The organism is Mesorhizobium sp. B2-4-13 (assembly GCF_006658535.1).
Lineage (GTDB): Bacteria > Pseudomonadota > Alphaproteobacteria > Rhizobiales > Rhizobiaceae > Mesorhizobium > Mesorhizobium australicum.
Window position 1 is genome coordinate 103,784 of the sequence record NZ_VFVB01000005.1, and the last position, 20,987, is coordinate 124,770.

Annotated in this window: 19 protein-coding genes and 1 tRNA gene; 10 read left to right on the forward strand and 10 right to left on the reverse strand. The window is 60.4% G+C overall.

Annotated features, from left to right (window positions below; all coding sequences use genetic code 11):
* Positions 1-129 precede the first annotated feature (129 nt).
* The gene (locus tag FJ936_RS15675; protein WP_140790042.1) at positions 130-981 is read left to right on the forward strand and encodes a mechanosensitive ion channel domain-containing protein; all 852 of its coding nucleotides are present in this window, start codon (positions 130-132) and stop codon (positions 979-981) included.
* On the opposite strand, the gene FJ936_RS15680 is transcribed toward FJ936_RS15675, so the two are convergent.
* From FJ936_RS15680 to obgE, 5 genes are all read right to left on the reverse strand, one after another.
* On the reverse strand, positions 982-2,280 hold the full coding sequence (locus FJ936_RS15680) for an MFS transporter (protein ID WP_140616596.1): 1,299 nt from the start codon (positions 2,278-2,280) through the stop codon (positions 982-984). It abuts the gene before it with no gap.
* A gap of 71 nt (positions 2,281-2,351) precedes the next feature.
* Entirely contained in the window at positions 2,352-2,984 is a 633-nt protein-coding gene (locus FJ936_RS15685) for a nicotinate-nucleotide adenylyltransferase (RefSeq protein WP_246680479.1), read from the reverse strand.
* Positions 2,985-3,011: 27 nt separating this feature from the next.
* Entirely contained in the window at positions 3,012-4,298 is a 1,287-nt protein-coding gene (locus tag FJ936_RS15690; protein WP_140790044.1) for a glutamate-5-semialdehyde dehydrogenase, read from the reverse strand.
* 3 nt (positions 4,299-4,301) lie between these two features.
* The gene (proB, locus tag FJ936_RS15695) at positions 4,302-5,438 is read right to left on the reverse strand and encodes a glutamate 5-kinase (RefSeq protein ID WP_140790046.1); all 1,137 of its coding nucleotides are present in this window, start codon (positions 5,436-5,438) and stop codon (positions 4,302-4,304) included.
* A gap of 4 nt (positions 5,439-5,442) precedes the next feature.
* Positions 5,443-6,474 (reverse strand): GTPase ObgE, encoded by a 1,032-nt coding sequence (obgE, locus tag FJ936_RS15700; RefSeq protein WP_140712517.1) that lies wholly within the window; start codon positions 6,472-6,474, stop codon positions 5,443-5,445.
* A 132-nt stretch (positions 6,475-6,606) separates the two neighbouring features.
* Between obgE and FJ936_RS15705 the strand changes: the two genes are divergently transcribed.
* On the forward strand, positions 6,607-7,476 hold the full coding sequence (locus tag FJ936_RS15705; protein WP_140790048.1) for an endonuclease/exonuclease/phosphatase family protein: 870 nt from the start codon (positions 6,607-6,609) through the stop codon (positions 7,474-7,476).
* A 98-nt stretch (positions 7,477-7,574) separates the two neighbouring features.
* Here FJ936_RS15705 and FJ936_RS15710 read toward each other — a convergent pair whose 3' ends face one another.
* The 3 genes from FJ936_RS15710 to FJ936_RS15720 form a co-directional block, all read right to left on the reverse strand.
* Positions 7,575-8,162: a GNAT family protein gene (locus tag FJ936_RS15710; RefSeq protein ID WP_023771744.1), complete on the reverse strand. Its 588-nt coding sequence runs from the start codon at positions 8,160-8,162 to the stop codon at positions 7,575-7,577.
* Positions 8,163-8,280: 118 nt separating this feature from the next.
* Positions 8,281-8,550: a 50S ribosomal protein L27 gene (gene rpmA / locus FJ936_RS15715; protein WP_015315190.1), complete on the reverse strand. Its 270-nt coding sequence runs from the start codon at positions 8,548-8,550 to the stop codon at positions 8,281-8,283.
* Between the two features lie 100 nt (positions 8,551-8,650).
* The gene (locus FJ936_RS15720; RefSeq protein ID WP_140790051.1) at positions 8,651-9,322 is read right to left on the reverse strand and encodes a 50S ribosomal protein L21; all 672 of its coding nucleotides are present in this window, start codon (positions 9,320-9,322) and stop codon (positions 8,651-8,653) included.
* Positions 9,323-9,647: 325 nt separating this feature from the next.
* Between FJ936_RS15720 and FJ936_RS15725 the strand changes: the two genes are divergently transcribed.
* From FJ936_RS15725 to FJ936_RS15755, 8 genes are all read left to right on the forward strand, one after another.
* Positions 9,648-9,737 (forward strand) — tRNA-Ser (locus tag FJ936_RS15725).
* A 270-nt stretch (positions 9,738-10,007) separates the two neighbouring features.
* Entirely contained in the window at positions 10,008-10,664 is a 657-nt protein-coding gene (locus tag FJ936_RS31160) for a class I SAM-dependent DNA methyltransferase (protein ID WP_281405755.1), read from the forward strand.
* Positions 10,642-12,456 carry an N-6 DNA methylase gene (locus tag FJ936_RS15730; RefSeq protein WP_281405756.1) on the forward strand — a complete coding sequence of 605 codons (1,815 nt, stop codon included), beginning with the start codon at positions 10,642-10,644 and terminating at the stop codon, positions 12,454-12,456. Before FJ936_RS31160 ends, FJ936_RS15730 begins: the two co-directional genes overlap by 23 nt.
* The gene (locus FJ936_RS15735; RefSeq protein WP_210245822.1) at positions 12,453-13,394 is read left to right on the forward strand and encodes a restriction endonuclease subunit S; all 942 of its coding nucleotides are present in this window, start codon (positions 12,453-12,455) and stop codon (positions 13,392-13,394) included. Before FJ936_RS15730 ends, FJ936_RS15735 begins: the two co-directional genes overlap by 4 nt.
* 229 nt (positions 13,395-13,623) lie before the next feature.
* Entirely contained in the window at positions 13,624-14,553 is a 930-nt protein-coding gene (locus tag FJ936_RS15740; RefSeq protein WP_141906748.1) for an endonuclease NucS domain-containing protein, read from the forward strand.
* On the forward strand, positions 14,550-17,594 hold the full coding sequence (locus FJ936_RS15745) for a type I restriction endonuclease subunit R (RefSeq protein WP_210245824.1): 3,045 nt from the start codon (positions 14,550-14,552) through the stop codon (positions 17,592-17,594). Before FJ936_RS15740 ends, FJ936_RS15745 begins: the two co-directional genes overlap by 4 nt.
* Entirely contained in the window at positions 17,594-18,298 is a 705-nt protein-coding gene (locus tag FJ936_RS15750) for a SprT family zinc-dependent metalloprotease (RefSeq protein ID WP_141906750.1), read from the forward strand. The genes FJ936_RS15745 and FJ936_RS15750 overlap by 1 nt, the downstream gene beginning before the upstream one ends.
* Positions 18,299-18,326: 28 nt before the next feature.
* Complete coding sequence (locus tag FJ936_RS15755; RefSeq protein ID WP_141906751.1) at positions 18,327-19,550, forward strand: DUF3775 domain-containing protein; 1,224 nt, start codon at positions 18,327-18,329, stop codon at positions 19,548-19,550.
* 149 nt (positions 19,551-19,699) lie between these two features.
* On the opposite strand, the gene FJ936_RS15760 is transcribed toward FJ936_RS15755, so the two are convergent.
* Together FJ936_RS15760 and FJ936_RS15765 are read right to left on the reverse strand one after the other, a co-directional pair.
* Complete coding sequence (locus FJ936_RS15760) at positions 19,700-20,362, reverse strand: DUF2971 domain-containing protein (RefSeq protein ID WP_181763142.1); 663 nt, start codon at positions 20,360-20,362, stop codon at positions 19,700-19,702.
* Between the two features lie 60 nt (positions 20,363-20,422).
* Entirely contained in the window at positions 20,423-20,887 is a 465-nt protein-coding gene (locus tag FJ936_RS15765) for a hypothetical protein (RefSeq protein WP_141906753.1), read from the reverse strand.
* Positions 20,888-20,987: the final 100 nt, after the last annotated feature.

Below are 20,987 nucleotides of genomic sequence, written 5' to 3' on the forward strand. Positions count from 1 at the left end.
AGTTTCAAGACGGAGCCCCGATGGACGCGAACTCGCCGAGTGGAATGTTGTTCCACGGGTGACGCAAAAACATCGGAACCCAGGCCTTCCACAGCGGTTACCGGCTGACCGACCAACCGGAATCCCGCCATGCCGATCGACCCGCAAGACACCCTTCTCACCGTCCAGACCGGCCTCGCGCAGCTGAGTACGCTGATCGTCTCCTATTCCTTTTCCGCCATCGGCGCCGTCATCCTCCTGGTGGTCGGCTACATCGTTGCCAACCTTGCCGAGCGCTCGATCTCGGCTGGCCTCGGCCATATCCATGGTTTCGACGCGACGCTGCGGCATTTCTTTTCAAAGATCGGGCGCTACGCCATTCTGATCCTCGTCGTCATCATGGTGCTCGGCCAGTTCGGCGTGCAGACTGCATCGATCATCGCCGCGATCGGCGCCATCGGCCTCGCCATCGGTCTCGCCCTGCAAGGCACGCTGCAGAACATCGCCGCAGGCATCATGCTGCTCGCGTTGCGGCCATTCCGCATTGGCGAATCCGTTGAGGTCGGTTCCATTGCCGGTTCGGTCGAGGAAATCGGCCTTTTCGCCACCAAGCTCAGGACCGCCGACGGCATCTACATATTGGCGCCGAATTCGACGCTGTGGAATCAGCCGGTGCGCAATTTCACCCGCAACGGCGTGCGCCGCACCGACATCACGCTCAGCATCGGCTCCAGGAACGACATAGACGGCGCCCAGAAGACATTGCTTGCCATTGCCGGTGCCGAGAAGCGCATCCGCCGCGAACCGGCGCCGATCGCCTTCGTGGCCGGGCTCGGCGATACGACCGTTTCGCTCACCTTGCGCTACTGGACCGCGGCGGCGGACCATTTCGCCACCCAGATCGACATGACGAAACGCGCCAAGCAGGCCTTCGACAGCGAGGGCATCTCGATCCCGCAGCCGCCTCCGGAGGCACCGCCAGCCGAGGCCCGCAAGCAGTAATCAGTCGCCCCTGTGGCGGACCACTTCGTCCGGCGCGAAGGCGAGTTCGACCGGCAAGGGTGCTTGCGCCGACATCGGCGCGAAACTGCCCGTGGCGGCCGCCGGAACGCGGCCCGCCGCGATCACCCGCCACAGCACGAAAAGGCAGAATACCGAGGCGATGACGATGCCGACATAGATGAAGGTTGCCGTGCCGAAGACGGCGGAAAGCGCCGTGACAATGCCGGGCACGATGAAGCCCGCGAGCGACCAGGCAAACAGCATCGAGCTCGACAGCGCCAGCAGTTCATCCTTCCTGGCGCGGTCGGCGGCATGCGCGCTGGAGAGCGCGTAGATGGATTCCGCCGCCCCGTCCCAGATCAGGTAGATCACCACCAGCGCCATCAGCGCACCGCCGTCGAAGGCGATGGCGAGCACGCTCGCAACCACCGCCAGCGCCGCGGCGCCGGCAAGCACGTAGCGCCGATCAGTACGGTCGGAGAGCCAGCCGAGCGGTATCTGCAGGATCAGCGTGCCGACCGGCATTGCCGACAGCAGCAGCGCGACATCGGCCTGGCTGTAGCCCTTGGCCGTCGCGTGGATGGGCGCGAAGCCGGAAATGATCATCGACAGGCCGCCGACCGCCAGCATGCCGGCGACGCCGACCGGCGAAATCCGCCAGGCTTGGCGCAGAGCCACCGAAGCCGCCTGCGGCGCCGGCGGCTGGGCAAGGCGTGTCATGCCGACAGGCAGGATCGACAGAGCGGTAAAGGCGATGCCGATCAGCGACGCGGCGGCCGTGTGGATGTCGATCACGGCAAGCGTCGCATAGCCGACCCCAAGACCGGCAATGTAGGCGACATAGAACACGGCCATCACCCGGCCCCGTACCGCGTTCGGCAGCGCGTCGTTGAGCCAGCTTTGCGCGACGATGAACAGGCCGCATATGGCAAAGCCGTAAAGCGCGCGCGCCACGATCCACAGCAGCGGGTGCGGTCCGGCGCCGATGGCGGCATTGGACAGCGCGATCAGCGCCGACAGCACCATGAAGGCGCGGGCGTGGCCGACCCGGCGCACCAGCGGACCGGTCAGGATACAGCCGGCGAGGCCGCCGGCCGACAGGCCGGTGACGATCAGCCCTGCCCAGACCGGATCGAACCCTTCGACGCCGAGCCGGACGGGGATATAGGCGAACATCAGCCCGTTGCCGATGGCAATCAGCGCCATCGACACGATGACACTGGCAATCGCGATCAGCGGCGCAGGCGTGCTGCCCTGGTCGGGATCGATCGTGGGATGGGTTTTCTTGTGAATCGCCATGGCTGGTCAGCATCGCCCATGGGTCAGGCGGACGCCGCTGTAAAAACGACATGGCCGGACGGACGAGACGCTCAACCCTTCGCCATCTTCCGGATCGCGCTCGACGACAGCAAGGAACGCGGACCGTGGATGAAGGTCCAGGCCGGCGCCTTCATCCGCGCAAGCCTTGGCGCGTCGCCTTCGTCGATGCGGGCGTAATCGAAGGTCTTGGCGACAACCGACGACAGAAAGGACAGTGTCGCGCCGGGTCGGTCGATGACCGCGATCGGAAAGGTCATGACGATCTCGCGCCAGCGCTGCCAGCGATGGAAGTCCCGCAGGGAATCGGCGCCCATGATCCAGACGAAGTCGACGCCGGGATTGCGCGCCTTGACCAGCGCCAGCGTGTCGGCGGTGTAGCGCACATTGTGTGCCGCCTCGAAGGCGGTGACCTTGATCTTCGGGTTCTTGGCGATCTTCTCGGAAAGCACGATGCGCTCGCCCAGCGGCGCCAGTTCGCGCGTGCTCTTCAGCGGATTGCCTGGGGTCACCATCCACCAAAGCTGGTCCAGCGCCAGACGCCGCAAAGCGATTTCGGCGACCAATGCGTGGCCGGCATGCGGCGGGTTGAACGAACCGCCAAACAGTCCGACGGCCAGCCCCTTCTCGGCATGCGGCATCTTCAGATAGCTGGAGGGTGTCGCCGGTTCGGAAGAGGCCAGCATCGCTTCAGGCTCTGGCGATCAAAAGCTTCAAGGCCTCACCTGTCCCGACCCGCGCACGCGATATTTGAACGAGGTCAACTGCTCGACGCCGACCGGCCCGCGCGCGTGCATCTTACCGGTGGCGATGCCGATCTCGGCACCCATGCCGAACTCGCCGCCATCGGCGAACTGCGTCGAGGCGTTGTGCAGCAGGATCGCCGAATCGATCTCGTTGAAGAACCGTTCGACCGCCTTCGCGTCCTCGGCGACGATCGCCTCGGTGTGATGCGAGGAGAAGGTTTCGATGTGCTCGATCGCACCAGCGATCCCGTCGACCAGCTTCACCGCGATGATCGCATCGAGATATTCGGTCACCCAGTCGGCGTCGGTCGCCGGCTTGGCGTCGAAGAACATTTTCATCACTTCTTGATCGGCATGGATCTCGCAGCCGGCGGCGCGCAGCGCGTCGAGGATCGGCACCAGATGGGTGGCCGCGACAGCACGGTCGACCAGCAGCGTTTCGGCGGCACCGCAGACGCCGGTGCGCCGCATCTTGGCGTTGACGGCGATCCGCACCGCCATGTCGAGCTCGGCGGAGCGGTCGATATAGAGATGGCAGATGCCTTCGAGATGGGCGAAGACCGGCACCCGCGCCTCGCTCTGCACCCGCCCGACCAGGCTTTTGCCGCCGCGCGGAATGATGACGTCGAGATTGCCGCCAAGCCCCTTGAGCATCTCGCCGACCGCGGCGCGGTCGGTGGTCGGCACCAGCTGGATGGCATCCCCGGGCAGACCGGCCGCCTTCAGTCCCTCGACCAGGCAGGCATGGATCGCCGAGGAGGAATTGAGTGAATCCGAGCCGCCGCGCAAGATGACCGGATTGCCGGCCTTGAGGCAGAGAGCGCCGGCATCCGCCGTCACGTTCGGCCGGCTTTCATAGATGACGCCGACGACACCGAGCGGCGTACGTACGCGCTCTATGCGCAGACCGTTCGGCCGCTCCCACGCGGCGATGACATCACCGACCGGATCGGGCAGGGCAGCGATTTCGCGAATACCGTCCGCCATGGCGCGGATGCGTGCCGGATCGAGCTTCAGCCGATCCATGAAAGAGCCGGAAAGTCCGGATTCGTGGCCATTCGAGACATCGATGGCGTTGGCGTCGAGAATGTCCCGCTCGCGGGAAATGATCGCGTCGGCCATGGCGCCAAGCGCGGCGTTCTTGGCGCCGGCGGTGGCGATGGCCAGCGGTCGGGCGGCAGCGCGGGCGCGCCGCCCGATATCGGCCATCAGCGCCACGGTGTCGTCCCCGGATTTTTCATGCAGCTTCAGCATGGCTCATCCTTCGCTTATGTCGCTTCCGGCGTGACTTACGACAAGATCGTCGCGGTGGATCATCGCCGAACGCGCCTCGTAACCGAGCACGGTCTCGATCTCGGCCGTCTTCAGGCCTGCGATCCTTACGGCATCGGCGGCATCGTAGGCAACCAGCCCGCGCGCGATCTCGCGGCCTTCGGGCGACAGGATCGCCACCGTGTCGCCGCGGGAGAAATTGCCGCTGACCAGCTTGACGCCGGCCGGCAGCAGCGACTTGCCCGAAATGAGCGCGCCGACGGCGCCGGCATCGACGGTCAGCCGCCCGGCCGGTTCGAGCTGGCCGGCGATCCAGGTCTTGTAGCCTTTCACGGGATTGGCGCTGGGCTTGAAGAACGTCGCGCGCTCGCCGCGCTCGATCGCCATCAGCGGCGACAGCCTTGTGCCGGAGGTGATGATCATCGCCGTGCCCGCCGCATTGGCGATCTTGCCCGCGTCGAGCTTGGTACGCATGCCGCCGCGCGACAGCTCGGACGCGGCGGCTCCCGCCATCGCTTCGATGTCTGGTGTGATGCGGTCGACCACCGGAATGAACTTCGCACCGGGGTCCAACGCTGGCGGCGCGGTGTAGAGCCCGTCAATGTCGGAGAGCAGCACCAGCAGGTCCGCGCCCATCATGGTGGCGACGCGGGCCGCCAGCCGGTCATTGTCGCCATAGCGGATTTCGGAGGTCGCCACCGTGTCGTTCTCGTTGATGACCGGCACCGCCTTCATCTTGAGCAGCGTCGATATGGTGGCCCGCGCGTTGAGATAACGCCGGCGCTCCTCGGTATCGCCGAGCGTCAAAAGGATCTGGCCCGATTTCAAGGCACCCTTGCCGAGCGCGTCAGACCATGCGCCGGCGAGCGCGATCTGGCCGACGGCGGCGGCGGCCTGGCTCTCCTCGAGCTTCAGGGCGCGCTTGCCAAGGCCAAGGATGGTGCGGCCGAGCGCGATGGCGCCCGACGACACGACGAGGATTTCGGCTCCTCCCTGGGCAAGCACCGCGATGTCGTCGGCGAGCGAGGCCAGCCAGTCGCGCTTCAGGCCGCTCGTGCGGTCGACGAGCAATGCCGAGCCGATCTTGACGGTGATGCGCCGGTATTTCCTGAGCGGCTGCATGACTTTACTTTTCCCAGCGCGTCTCGACCGGCGCGGCGATCCGCGCGCGCGCCTCCGCGATGACAGCCATCAACGCGCGCTGCACCGCCTCGACGCCCTCGCCGGTGACCGCCGACAGCAGCATCGGCGCGCGGCCGGCGGCACGCTTCAGCGAGGCGACCTTCTTCTTGCGCGCGTCTGCGTCGAGCGTATCGACCTGGCTCAGCGCCAGGATCTCGGCCTTGTCGGTCAAGCCGTGGCCATAGGCCTCGAGCTCGGCCCGCACGGTCTTGTAGGCCTTGCCCGGGTTCTCCTCCTGCGCGGAGACCAGGTGCAGCAGCACGCGCGTGCGCTCGACATGGCCGAGGAAGCGGTCGCCGATGCCGACGCCCTCATGGGCACCTTCGATCAGACCTGGAATATCGGCGATGACGAATTCGCGCGCATCGATGCGGGCGACACCGAGGCCCGGATGCAGGGTCGTGAACGGATAGTCGGCGATCTTCGGCTTGGCCGCGGTGACGGCGGCCAGGAATGTCGACTTGCCGGCATTGGGCAGCCCGACCAGCCCGGCGTCGGCGATCAGCTTCAGCCTGAGCCAGATGTTGAGTTCTTCGCCGGGAAGGCCGGGATTGGCGCGTCGCGGCGCCTGGTTGGTCGAGGTCTTGAAATGCTGGTTGCCGAAGCCGCCATTGCCGCCCTTGGCAAGGAGGAAGCGCTGGCCGACGACGGTGAGGTCGCAAATCAGCGTCTCATTGTCCTCTTCGAAGACCTGCGTTCCGGCCGGCACCTTCAGCGTGACATCGGCGCCCTTGGCGCCGGTCATGTTGCGGCCCATGCCGTGGACGCCGGTCTTGGCCTTGAAGTGCTGCTGATAGCGATAGTCGATCAGCGTGTTCAGCCCGTCGACCGCTTCCAGCCAGACATCGCCGCCGCGGCCGCCATCGCCGCCATCCGGGCCACCGAACTCGATGAACTTCTCGCGCCGAAACGACACCGAACCGGCGCCCCCGTCACCGGAGCGGACATAGACCTTGGCTTGATCGAGAAATTTCATGGGACTGCAGTTTCTTTTATTGGCCTTGCGGCATTGCTCTAAACCTTGGGCCTTGCTCTAAACCAAGGCGCGGCGAAGGGCGAGGCCGTTTTGTGACGATGGCCGCGCGGGGTTGGCCGGAGAGACGTCGGAATGAAGCTTGTAACCTACAACATCCAGTACGGCATCGGTCTCGATGGACGCTACGATCTCGGGCGCATCGCCGACGCGGTGCGCGGCGCCGACGTAATCGCGCTGCAGGAGGTCACCCGCAACAATCCCCGGAACGGCAGCCGCGACATGGTGGCCGAGATCGGCGAGGCGCTGCCCGATTATTTCGCCGTCTATGGCAGCAATTTCGAGGCCAATATCGGCTCGCGCATCGAGGACGGCCGCGCCATCACCACGACCTTCCAGCTCGGCAACATGGTCTTGTCGAAAACGCCCATTCATCTGTCGCGCAACCTGTTGTTGCCGCGCAGCCGCAGCTTCGAGATGATGAACTTCCAGCGCGGCGCGCTGGAAGCCCTGATCGAGACGCCGCTTGGTTTCATCCGCTTCTATTCCATCCATCTCGATCACCGCAGCCCGGTCGAACGCGCCAGCCAGATCCAGTTCCTGCGCCAGCGCCTGTTGAACTATGCGCTCGAAGGCGGCGCGCTGTCCGGCGTCGCCGAGATCGGCCTGCCGGAACTGCCGCATCCGGAAGCCTTTGTCGGCATGGGCGATTTCAACATGCTGGCCGGCTCGCCCGAATATGTCGAACTGGCCGGCCGGCCGGACCATGAATTCGGCATGCCGCTGACCGCCGACTTCGCCGTCGATGCCGCCCTGCGCCTCGATGTCGCCGGCGACGATCTCGTCTCCTGGGTCGACCCCAAGGACCCCACCAACGCCAGCCGCCACAAGCGCATCGACTACGTCTTCACCAGCGCGTCGCTTGCCCGGACGCTGAAGCGCCTGTGGGCCGACAGACAGTCAGTCGGTTCCGACCACCGGCCGGTTTGGGTCGAACTGGGCTAAGCCCAAGTCCGGTCCCCAGCTGATTTGTCCTGTTCCGCCCGCGCGCCAAGGTTTGCCGATATTCAGGTCAGGCCGGCCTCACCTGAATATCGACGCACCTAGAAGTGGATCCAATTGCGCAGGCTCGTCCAGGTTTTCCTGTCGAGCCGATAACGTTCGACCGGCACCTGGCCGGCGACGATCGAATTCAGCATGCCCTGGCCGGCATATTGGAAGCCGCATTTGTGGATGACGCGGCGTGAAGCCGGATTGATGACCCTGGTCGAGGCCTGCAGCACCTGGATCGACGTCTTCTGGAAGGCGAGGTCGACCAGCGCGTGCGCTGCTTCCGTGGCGTAGCCCTTCTTCCAGTGGGGCTCGCCGATCCAGTAGCCGAGCTCAAGGCCGCGATCGGTGGTGTTCAGCCCGGCGCAGCCGACGAAAGTGTCGGTGCCTGCCAGCGTCAGCGCATAGGCGATGCCGGCGCGCCGCGCCTTGGTCATGGCGAGGAAAGCACGTCCCTCGGCCTCGCCATAGGGGTGCGGCATGCGCGCCAGCATCTCGGCAACGTGACGGTTGTCGGCAAGTTCGACCAGTTGCGCGATATCCCGCTCATCGGGAGCGCGCATCACCAGCCGCTCGGTGACCAGCACCGGGCAATCTATCGCGTAACTTTCGTCTTCTGAATCTTCCGCTTCGGCAACCATTTGAAGTCCTCCAGGCACAAGAAAAAGGGGAGATGGAAACCCATCTCCCCTGATCCTTTTCCTGGTTTTGCCAGACACCGGTCCCGAGATGGGCGCCGGTGTTCTAGTGCGGAACCGGCTACTCCGCGGCTTTGGTAATCGGGTTGACCGATACGTAGGTTCGGCCGTTGGCTTTTTTGTTGAACGTCACGGCGCCGGTTTCGAGCGCGAAAAGGGTGTGGTCCGTGCCCATGCCGACATTGACGCCGGGATGCCAGGTGGTGCCGCGTTGACGAATGATGATGTTGCCCGGGATGACGGCTTCGCCGCCGAACTTCTTCACGCCCAGACGCTTGGAATGCGAGTCGCGACCGTTGCGCGACGAGCCGCCAGCTTTCTTGTGTGCCATCTAACTAACTCCGATGCGCCCATGGGCGCTTGAATGGTCTTATGAACGCGTTCGCGTTCCGTTTCAAGTCCGATCCGGCGACGTTTCGCGCCGGTTCGCCTTACTTCTTAGCCAGTTCCTTGGCCTGCTCGCGCCAGTCCTTGATCTGGTCGGCGCTGAACGGCATGTTCTCGTCGATCTTGGCAACGTCCTTCTCGGTCAGCTTGGCGAGCTGCGCGAAGGTGATGATGCCCTGCTCGGCGAGATCCTTGGCGGCGACCGGGCCGATGCCCTTGATCACGGTCAGGTCGTCCGGCTCGCCCTTCGGCGCCTTGAACAGCGGCGCGGCGACGGCCTCGGCCTTCGCGTCTTCCTTGGGGGCGGTGTCCTTCTTGGCCTTGGCTTCCTTCGGCGCCGCCTCGGGAGCGACCTCAGCCTTGGCTTCCGCCTTGACGGCCGCCTTCTTGGCGGGCTTGGCGCCACCCAGCAGGATCTCGGAGATCCGCACGGTGGTCAAAAGCTGGCGATGTCCGATCTTGCGGCGCGAATTCTGGCGGCGACGCTTCTTGAAAGCGATGACCGTGCGGTTCTTGCCCTGCTCGACGACTTCGGCGGTCACCAGGGCGCCATCGACGAACGGCGCGCCGAACGTGACATTCTCGCCCTCGCCATGAGCGAGCACGTGGCCGATCTCGACGATGTCGCCGACATTGGCTTCGACTTTTTCGATCTTCAGGAGATCGTTGGCGGCAACGCGATACTGCTTACCGCCCGTTTTAATGACTGCGAACATTTTTTGCCTTTCGCTGTTCGGTCGGCCTTGATGAACCGCCTCTGGCGGTTCGGCCGTCTTTTTGTCAGTCTGCGGGTTCAAAAAACAAGCGGCGTGGAAGAACCCTCCACGCCGATTGCGCGCTGTCCCTAACCGAAGGTTGCGTGGGAGTCAAGGCAAACGGGCGGGGTTCCCTGCCATGCGGGCCAGACTCCTGCCGAGGACGGAGCGTGGCACTCCGAACGAGGCCCGGACAGGAAGCTGAATTTCCGGTAGATTTGGCCTTGTAACCTGCCCGTTCAGCCGTTATCTAGTGCGCCGCGCCGGCAACGGCCGACCATGACCCGGAGAGGTGGCAGAGTGGTCGAATGCACCGCACTCGAAATGCGGCATGGGTGCAAGCCCATCGGGGGTTCGAATCCCTCCCTCTCCGCCACTGATTTCCCATAAGATCTTGTTTCTATTGCACTAACAGGATCATTGCGGAATTTACTTGCACCCATCCTTGCACCTTTATTGCGCAGTTAAGCGTGCTCAAGCCATTCCTAACACCCTGCCGCTGGCATCCTCTATCAAGAGGCTGCCTTTGGGAGGCGGCATACAAACGCATCTCATGCGCAGCGCTCTCATGGCACAACAAAGTGCTTGCCGAGTGACGTAACTAAACTGCTAAACCACCCGGCAGTGATTTGTACGTGGGGGCATCGTGGCGGTCAAGAAGTCGGAAATTTACAGTCGCATTTGGCAGGGATGCGACGTGCTGCGTGGCGGCATGGATGCCTCAGCCTACAAGGATTATGTGCTGTCTCTGCTTTTCATCCGATACGTCTCGGACAAGTACGCCGGAAAACCGTTCGGTGGCATCACGGTTCCGCCGGGCTCCAGCTTCGCTGATATGGTTGCGCTTAAAGGCAAGCCGGACATTGGCGACCAGATCAACAAGAATATCATTGGCCCGCTTGCAAGGGCCAACAAGTTGGGCGGCTTCCCTGACTTCAATGAAGACAGCAAGCTAGGCAAAGGCAAGGAGAAGACCGAGCGGCTGAGCGATTTGATCGCGGTCTTTGAAGACCCGGCGCTAAATTTCTCGCGGAACAGGGCTGATGGCGACGACATCTTGGGCGACGCCTATGAGTACCTGATGCGCCACTTCGCGACCGAGAGTGGCAAGTCGAAGGGCCAGTTCTACACACCAGCGGAGGTGAGCCGCGTCATAGCCCAGATCATCGGCGTACGAAATCCGAAGACAACAGCTGAAACGACGATCTACGACCCCACTTGCGGCTCGGGCTCACTGCTCATCAGGGTAGCAGATGAGGCTGGGGCGAAGGTTTCGCTCTATGGGCAGGAAAAAGGACGGTAGCACCGCCGGCCTCGCCCAGATGAACCTGATCCTGCACGACTATGCAGGTGCAGTGATCCACCCCGGCCAAAGCACGCTCGCTGCCCCATTCTTCACGGAGGGGGAAGCGCTCAAGACCTTTGACTACGTCGTCGCCAACCCGCCGTTCAGTGATAAGCGCTGGAGCACGGGCATGGACCCGAACGAGCTGCGGCCGGCAGCGGTCATTGGCACCGAAAGCTCAGACACGGTGAACTTTCACCGCTTCGACGGCTTCGGAGTGCCACCACCGAAACAGGGTGACTACGGCTATCTTCTCCACATCATCAAGTCGCTGAAGTCGACAGGCAAAGCTGCGTGCATCTTGCCGCATGGCGTACTCTTCCGAGGCAATGCGGAAGGCGAGATCAGAAAGAACCTAATCCAACGCGGGCTAATCAAGGCGATCATCGGCCTGCCGGCGAACCTGTTCTACGGCACTGGTATCCCGGCCTGCATCATCCTCATCGACAAGGAGAACGCTGCCGCACGCAACGGCATCTTCATGATCGACGCAAGCCGGGGCTTCATGAAGGACGGGCCGAAGAACCGACTACGCGAGATGGACATCCATCGCATCGTCGATGTTTTTCGACGCTCGCGGGACGTCGCGAAGTACGCTCGCATGGTCTCGCGCAATGAGATCGAGAAGAATGAGTTCAACCTTAATCTGCCGCGCTATATCGACAGCCAGCCGCCAGAGGATCTGCAAGACATTGCTGCGCATCTGAAGGGGGGCATCCCGGAGCGTGATGTGACGGCGCTGAAGGCATACTGGTCGGTCTGCCCGCAACTGAAGGCGGTTCTGTTCAAACCCAATCGGGCCGGATACGTTGATCTGGCCGTGCGGCCGCAGTCTATCCGAGCGGCAATTCATGACCACCCGGAGTTCTCCGCCTTCACAGAGGGCCTGAGCGCGCATTTTGAGGCGTGGCGCGCGCAACAGACAGACAGATTGAACGCTCTTGATGCCGGCTTCCACCCGAAGGCGTTGATCGCAGAACTCGCTGAGGGACTGCTCAAGCACTATGAGGGCCGCCCACTCCTCGACGCCTACGACATCTATCAGCACCTCATGAACTATTGGGACGATGTGATGCAGGACGACGCCTATCTCATCGCTGCTGATGGCTGGAAGGCCGAGACGACGCGCGTAATCGACCCGAAGACCAACAAGGACAGGGGTTGGACCTGCGATCTGGTGCCCAAAGGACTGATCGTGGCGCGATATTTTGCCGAGGAGCAGGCTGAGATCGAGGCGCTGCACGCCAAGGTCGAGGCGCTGGGGGCGGAACTAGCGGCGCTGGAGGAGGAACACGGGAGCGAGGATGGTCTCTTCTCCGAATTGCTGGGTGAGGATGGTGCCATCTCTCCCACAATCGCAAACGTCAAGGCGCGGCTAAAGGAGATAAAGGGGGACCAGACTGCCGCAGAAGAGATCAAGGCGCTCAATACATGGCTCGCGCTGTCAGATACAGAGAAGGAAGCCAAGCGTAAAGCAAAGTCGCTGAACGAGGTGCTGGATGAAAAGTCCTATGCCATGTACCCGACGCTTTCTAAGGCCGAAGTGAAGACGCTCGTGATCGATGACAAATGGATGGCAAACCTTGAAGCGCGCATCGGCGGGGAGATCGCCCGCGTCGAGCAGGCGCTGGCACGCCGGATCACAGTACTGTCGGATCGCTATGGGGCGACGCTAATGGTTCTGACAGATCGCGCGGCGTCGCTGGAAAAGACCGTTGCCGAACACCTTAAAAAGATGGGGCACGGATGACCACGCCGCCGGCCGGCTATAAGCAGACAGATGTGGGAGTGATCCCTGAGGACTGGGAGATTTCTTCTGTCGCATCGATAGCGTCCCATGCCCCAAATTCCATTGTCGGAGGTCCGTTTGGATCGGACTTGGTTTCAGCTGACTACACGCGTTCTGGCGTCCCGGTAATTCGTGGCCAGAATATGGGCGACAAGTTTGTCAGTGGCGAGTTTGTCTATGTCAGTAACACGAAAGCAAAAGATCTATCTGCGAACTGCGCTGTCCCGTCCGATATCATTTTCACTCAGCGAGGAACGTTGGGCCAAATAGCGCTCATACCTGAGGGGCAGTACGAGAAGTATCTCGTCTCGCAAAGTCAGATGAAGCTTTCCGTAGATACAGGGAGATACGATCCAACCTATCTCTACTACTATTTCTCAAGCCCGACAGGGCAACGCCAGATCATTGACAGCGCAATTCAGACTGGCGTGCCTCATACGAACCTCGGCATCCTGAAAGCCTATAAGGTACCAGTCCCAAAAGATAAGAAGCAGCAAAAGGCAATAGCGGCAGCGCTGGGGGATGTCGATGAAATGATCGCCGCGCTGGAGGCGCTCATCACGAAGAAGCGCGGTATTAAGCAGGGTGTAATGCAAGAGTTGCTGGCCGCCTCCCCCCGTACAGAAAAGAAACGTTTGGGGCTGGTGCTTCGCGTTGGTCACGGGCGCAGCCAAAACGGCATCGAAGCATCCGATGGCGCGTATCCGATCCTTGCCAGTGGCGGTCAAATTGGCTTGGCGGATGCGTATCTTTACGATAGGCCGTCAGTACTGATCGGCAGAAAGGGTACGATAGACCGTCCGCAGTATGTTGACACGCCATTCTGGACAATTGATACCCTGTTCTACACGGTGATCAACGAACCAAACGTCCCAAAATACTTATTTTATCGATTTTGATGATAGATTGGAGGCAATACAACGAGGCTTCGGGCGTTCCGAGCCTAAATGCCGCAACAATCGAGAGTATCGAAGTCGACCTTCACGGGCCTAACGAACAACACACCATCGCTACCATGCTATCCGACGTGGATGCTGAAATCGCTGCTCTAGAGGGAAAGCTCGTCAAGACGCGCGATGTGAAGCAGGGGATGATGCAATCACTGCTAACCGGAGAGATCAGGCTCGTATGAAAAGCTATTATCGCATCATGCTGGGCAGGAAGAGCGCCTTCGCCACCGAGTGCTTCGCGGGCGGCTTCATAGGTGCGGATTTCGGGATCAATGAAGACCTTGCTAACAAGCTCACCGACGAGTGGCGTGCATTCAACAAGAAATTTATTCCCGTCTATCTTGCAGGCCATCCGGGCAAATCCAAGGTGACTGCGGGTTTAGCCTGCGGGGCGCTCTGGACCATTGGCAAGGGTATCAACTCTGGCGATATCGTTCTCTGCCCAGATGGCGCAGGTTCCTACCGCGTCGGCGAGGTGACGGGCGGCTATTACTACGCGCCCGGCAACAATCTGCCCCACCGCCGCAAGGTGAAGTGGCTCGACATTGCCATCGAGCGCGCGGCGATGAGTGAAGCGTTGCAGAGCTCCACCGGCTCCATCGGCACCATCTCCAATGTCTCTGTCTACGGCCCGGAGATCGAGACTTTTCTCAAAATCGCCCCTCCACCCCTCGCGATCATCTCAGCTGACCCGACCATCGAGGACCCCGTCGCGTTTGCGATGGAGAAGCATCTTGAGGCATTCCTCGTCGCTAACTGGGACCAGACCGAACTCGCCAAGACCTTCGAGATCTTCGAGGAGGATGGTGAGAAGGTTGGGCAGCAATATGAAACCGACGCCGGGCCAATCGATATCCTCGCAATCAGCAAGGACAGGAAGTGCCTGCTCGTCGTGGAATTGAAGCGTGGGCGCGCGAGTGACGTCGTAGTCGGCCAAGTGCTGCGCTACATGGGCTACGTGAAGGAACAGATCGCAGAGCCCAACCAGACCGTCGAAGGCGCGATCATCGCCCTTGAAGACGACAAGAAACTGCGCTGGGCGCTCGCAGTTGTGCCAAACGTCTCGTTCTACCGCTACGAGATACGTTTCAAGCTGGTGAAAGCGTGATCGGCGAGCCGGAACGGACCACGCAAGACCGCGTGATTGCGCTATTTCGAGAGCGCCTCGGCTGGCGTTATCTCGGCGACTGGTCGGAGCGCGCCAACTCTAACATTGAGGAGGAGTTGCTTGGCCGCAACCTAAAGGCGCGAGGCTATTCCGACGCGCAGGTTTCCGCTGCAAGCGAGCGGCTTCGCCGGGAGGCCGGGAACCCGACGCGGAGCCTCTACCAAAACAACAAGGAGGTTCACGGACTGCTGCGCTACGGTGTTTCAGCCAAAACCGAGGCGGGCAAATTCTCCGAGACCATCCACCTCATCGACTGGGAGATGCCGGAACGCAATGACTTCGCCATCGCGGAAGAGGTAACGCTTCTAGGCGGATATACGCGCCGTCCGGATATCGTGATGTACATCAATGGCATCGCCATCGGCATGCTTGAGCTGAAGAACAGCCGCACTGATATCGCCAAGGGCATCCGCCAAAGCATCTCAAACCAATCGCCTGAGTTCAACGCGTGGTTCTTTGCGACAATTCAATTCGTCTTCGCCGGAAATGACAGCCAAGGCCTTCGATATGGCACCATCGGTACGCCCGAAAAGCTGTTCCTGACGTGGAAAGAAGATGAGGCGGACGACACCGACCTGAAGCTCGACAAGTACCTGCTTAAGATATGCGAAAAGCGCCGCTGCCTAGAGCTGATCCGCGACTTCGTGCTGTTCGACGGGGGTATCAAGAAGTTGCCCCGAGTCCACCAGTACTTTGGGATCAAGGCAGCTCAGGAACGCGTCGCGCACCGCGAGGGCGGGATCATCTGGCACACGCAAGGCTCGGGCAAAAGCATCGTCATGGTGTTGCTCGCCCGCTGGGTGTTGCAGACCAACCCCAATGCCCGCGTGATCATCGTTACCGACCGCGACGAACTGGACGGCCAAATAGAGACAGGATTTGCTGCGACCGGCGAGAACATCCGGCGTACAAAGAGCGGGGCCGATCTGATGGCACTTTTGAGCGGCGCGCCAACGCCCCGGCTCATATGTTCGCTCGTGCAGAAATTCGGCCAGCGCGACGTCGGCAACTTCGACCGCTTTGTCCGCGAACTGGAAGCCAAGCCCGCCCAGACCGTCGGCGAGCTTTTCGTCTTTGTAGACGAAGCGCATCGGACGCAGAGTGGCAGGCTCAACCGCATCATGAAAGCCATGATGCCGGGCGCGGTCTTCATTGGTTTCACAGGCACGCCGCTACTAAAGGAGGACAAAGCAACCAGTCTTGAGGTCTTCGGCAGCTACATCCATACGTACAAGTATAGTGAGGCGGTGGAGGACGGCGTTGTCCTTGACCTCGTTTATGAGGCCCGAGACGTCGATCAACTGCTTGGCAGCCAGGACAAGATCGACGCATGGTTCGATGCGAAAACGAAGGGCTTGAACGACTGGCAGAAAGACGAGTTGCGCAAGCAATGGGGCACAATGCAGCGCGTTCTCAGCTCGCGCTCGCGCATGGAGCGCATCGTCAGCGACATTGTTTTTGATTTTGGGGTGAAGCCCCGGCTCAGCAATGATCGTGGCACCGCCATGCTGGTCGCCCGAAGCATCTTCGAAGCGTGCAAGTTCTACGCGCTCTTCAGCAAGACCCAGTTCAGGGGACACTGCGCCGTCATTACTTCATACAACCCTCAAGCTGCCGATATCACTCTTGAAGACACCGGCGCGGCCAGCGAGACCGACAAGCAATTCATTTACAACCTCTATCAGGACGTTCTGAAAAAAGTTCCCGTTCAGCCCGGGATGACCAGGACCGAAGTTTACGAGGAACAGGCTAAGCAGCTCTTCAAGAAAGAGCCGGCGACGATGAAACTCGTAATTGTTGTCGACAAGCTGCTCACCGGGTTCGATGCGCCAAGCTGCACCTACCTCTATATCGACAAGTCAATGCAGGATCATGGTCTGTTTCAGGCGATCTGCCGCACCAACCGGCTCGACGGCGACGACAAGCAATTCGGCTACATCGTCGACTACATGGACTTGTTCAAGAAGGTGGAGGGCGCGATCAAGGTTTATTCTTCCGAGCTCGATCACGCCACAGGAAGTGTAGATCCAGAGGTCATACTTCAGGATCGCCTCAAAAAGGGCCGCCAGCGATTGGACGAAGCACTAGAGGCCATCTACCTTATCTGTGAGCCGGTTCCTCCGCCACGTCATGACGACGCCTTTCGCCGCTATTTCTGCGGCAATACCGAGATTGCCACCGACCTGCAGGAGCGTGAGGCCCTGCGGGCGACTTTCTACAAAGCCTGCGCCGGACTGGTGCGCGCCTTTGCCAACATCGCCGATAATCTCGATATGGCGGGTTACTCGGCAACCGAAGTCGATGCAATCAAACGTCAGATAGCCGACTATCTGAAGCTGCGCGACATGATCCGAAATGCCAGTGGCGAGACATTGGACTTGAGGGCCTACGAAGCCGACATGCGGCATCTGATCGACACCTACATCGAGGCGAAGGAGCCAAGGAAAATCTCGCCCTTCGACGATATGCCGCTGCTTGAGATCATCGCCACGCTTGGGATCGAAGGGACAATCGACACGCTTCCGGGCAGCCTCAAGGGCAACAAGGACGCCGTCGCAGAAACCATCGAGAACAACGTGCGAGCAAAGATCATCAAGGAGCGGCTAACCGACCCGGCGTTCTACGACAAGATGTCGACGCTGCTCGACGAGATCATTGCGGCGCGTAAGGCGCATGCGCTCTCCTATGAGGAGTACTTGAAACAGATCGCCCGGTTGGTGGGCACCCTCAACGCTGGTCAGGAAGGCGGCCGTCCCGCAGCAATCCAGACCGAGGGACAGAGAGCCCTTTACAACAACCTTGCCAAAGATGCTGGGCTGGCTGTGAGGATCGACGCTAAAATCAAGCAGGTCCGTCAGGCAGACTGGAGGGGCATACGTGCCCGTGAGCAAGAGATCAAGGCCGCGATATATGAGATCGTGCAGGATGAGACCGAAACCGAGCGCCTGTTCGCCATCATTTATCATCAAAGGGAATACTGATGGAGACGGTCCTCGACCTTGGCGAGTTAAGCGTGGATGTTGTCCGCAAAGACATCAAGAATATGCATTTGAGCGTACATCCACCGACAGGCCGGGTGCGGATCGCCGCGCCGGAGCGCGCCAGCCTTGACACCATCCGCGCCTTCGCAGTCGCGCATCTCGTCTGGATCAGGCGCAACCAGCGCAAAATCAACATGCAGGAGCGAGAGCCACCGCGCGAATATGTTGACCGTGAAAGTCATTTTGTGTGGGGGGAACGTTTTCTGCTGAACGTGATCGAGCGCGAAGGGGCGGCGGCTGTCTTGGCACGACATCGCACGCTGGTTCTGCAAGTACGCGCGGGCGCAACTGTCGCCGAAAGGCAGCGCGTCGTGGATGGTTGGTATAGAGATGAGCTACGTCGTGCGGCCGGGCCTCTCATTGCCAAGTGGGAAAAACACCTCAAAGTCACAGCTCGACAATTGTTTGTACAACGTATGAAAACCAGATGGGGGAGTTGCAACCCTCTCACCGGCAATATCCGCCTGAATACCGAATTGGCGAAAAAGCCTCCTGAATGCCTCGAATATATTATCCTTCATGAGCTGACCCATCTTCTTCAGTCGACCCATACGCCGGCATTTTACGGCATCTTGGACGAGGCGATGCCTCATTGGCGGGAAGTACGTCGGCGCTTGAACATGCTGCCGCTGGCCAATATCTAAGCCTCTCGAAGGTAAGGCACGCCATAGTATGACCAACGTCACGACCCCTATTGACCCTTCGGCCGAACCCTTCGATCCGTTCTTCTCGCAGATCTACGGCAGCGAGTGGAACGCCTGCGTCGGTAGCCAGGGAAGCGCCGAGAACTACGTTGATGGTTACATGGAGGCCGCGCTTGAACTGGCCAGCGCGGTGATAGATCAGCGCCAATACGGGAAGCGTGATACGCTGGCGATGCCGATCCTTTACAACGCGCGGCACGCCGTCGAGCTTTCCCTGAAGTTCGTAATCGACCGATTGGTCGCGGCCGGCGTTGTTTCCCACCCCCATCCGAAAAACCACGATATCAAGTCCCATTGGACGATGATCACCAATGCCCCCCTCGGCGATATGGAATTGCGGAAGCACGTTGCGGATCTCAGTCCTTTCGTAGACAGCCTCCATGACATCGACGAGGATGGTCAGCAGCTTCGGTACGCAGAAACGCAGGACGGCGATAAAAGCCTCGGCGGCAAATCGATCTGCAATCTGGAACTCGTTCGCGCGAGCCTCCTGTCCCTGAACAAGACACTACTGGCCATGAAATATCGCGCTATCGATCTTGTTTACGAACGGGCGACCGGGTCCTTTACTGCCAGCTGCTCTAGGCGCGACCTCCTTCGAATGGCCGGGATGCTGCCGCCCCCACATGAATGGTCGGAGGCTGCGTTTACGACCGCCAAAACCCAAGTCATGGAACAGTTTGGCATCGGTAGCAGAAAATTTTCCGACGCCGTCAGCATTATCAAGGGCCATCGCGAAGCAGGAAGCCTCGTCGGCTTCGAATTTAAGCTGGCACACCTCACAGACGAGCATGCCAAGTTCGTGATCGAAGAATGGATCAAGGCTCACCCAGCGACCGACCGGGGCGAGTTCGACTATTTCAATCGCGACTGGGACAGGTTCCGCAAGTCCATGGGAGACATGGCAGCTGCGGTCAAGAGCGTGACCGACACGTTGTCGCCTGAAGAGATAGCCGACTTAGAGACGATCTTTTATATTGGCCGCGAACGCATGTACTGCGAGGGATATGATGAACAGGTCAAGGCGACCCTGAGCGAGCATCGTGTTGCGGGAAATTTGATGGAGGAGGTCCGTCACCTGCTTACCAAGACGAACCTCCTCGACGCCCTAGTGCGCGGAACCGAAATTCTTGGCCGGCGTCGCCTTGCATCGGAACTCCGTGCCCTTCGTCCGGCCGTGACGGCGGATTAATAAATGGGGGCCGCCTTGCATCGAGCCGCCCGACCGCAACGATCTCACACGTTTCTAGGGTCGAAACTCAATCACCTAGCTCCGATTTGCCTTTAAGTGGACCTTGGACCATTTTGCTCGGCATCGTTGCCGCCCTTCGGAGGGCTGGCCTATTTCCACATGCTTTCCTGCATGTTCTTGACGACTTTGAAATCGTCAAAGTCGGCCCGCGCTCGGAAGGTTTCAACCGAACCGGCCATGCCTCCCAGCGCCTCGGCCACCTGAGCGCGCGTTACCGCACTTCGCGGGCCTACGATCACCGACTTCAACTGAACGTGTGGAGAGAACGGTAGGAAGTAATGTACTTTGCGCTTTATCTCCTCGCCATTCTCCAGCGGAAGGAAGAACCGATATTCCTCCTCATACTGCCAAGCGTCGAACTTCAACCTAAACAGCCGGTTTAGATGCAACTCACTGACGTCTTCCAAGCTCTTGCACCCAAAGGTCTGCAGCGTTGGGCGCTTCGTAACGTACTCAACCTCACGGACCCGGGTGGGAAACGTAAAGAACTCAAGGGCGATCCCTGTGTAGCTCGCCCCGTAATGGCTCCACATGAGGGGGTGTGACCACTGTTTGCTCATGCAGATGATCCCAGTGTGGCCGTTCACATGTTCACGCACTCTGCGGAGTTCGATCCGGTCGGCCTTCCGCTTTAGAGCCAGCCCGATAAATTCGAACTCGTCGTTCAGCTCATTAATGCGGGAAATTCGGAGACGACGTTCCCTGATGGCAAGGAGGCCGTATTCTGCGTTGAGGAAGCGATAGAGAAGCATCCGCCTTTCTAATCTTTTTTTTGACGACAAAGCCATCCAGAGAGGTTGGAGATTACCGACTTAATGGGTATCGAAGTCGTTGTAGGGTGTTTCGAGGACGATACAAACATACGCTTCCAGCAACGCTTGGCGTGTGGGGTTTGGCTCCGATATGTACCGAAAACTCATGCTGCGAATGCGTGCCTTAGCCGCCTTGAAAGCCGCTACAAAGTCAGGATTGAGCATTAGCCCGGCGCGGCTCTTATCGCCCTTCTGATAGCTGGGCTTAGGGTTGCCGGTTGCCTCACGCGCCAGCTTGAATGCGAAGCTTGCCCGGTTGTGGTCGGACGCTGGAACGCAGTGCCAGTCGTAGCGGTTAGTGATGTTCTTGGCCCGCCCGACGTAAAGGTGCTTGTTGCCTTCTGAGAATAGGTAAATGCCGTTAACTCTATCTTTCGGGGCCGCCCCTGAAATTGGCTCCATCGCCATCAGCCGTTCATATGACGGGTGAAGGCTTTCGATGATTTGCTGAAACCTCAAATCCACCAGTGACCTCCCTAAAATAGTACCTAGTGCCGCCATTCGGGCACTAGTCAACAACAAAACGTAGGACAAGGGTGCCAGTCGCGAGTGTCGCCTAGGGGCC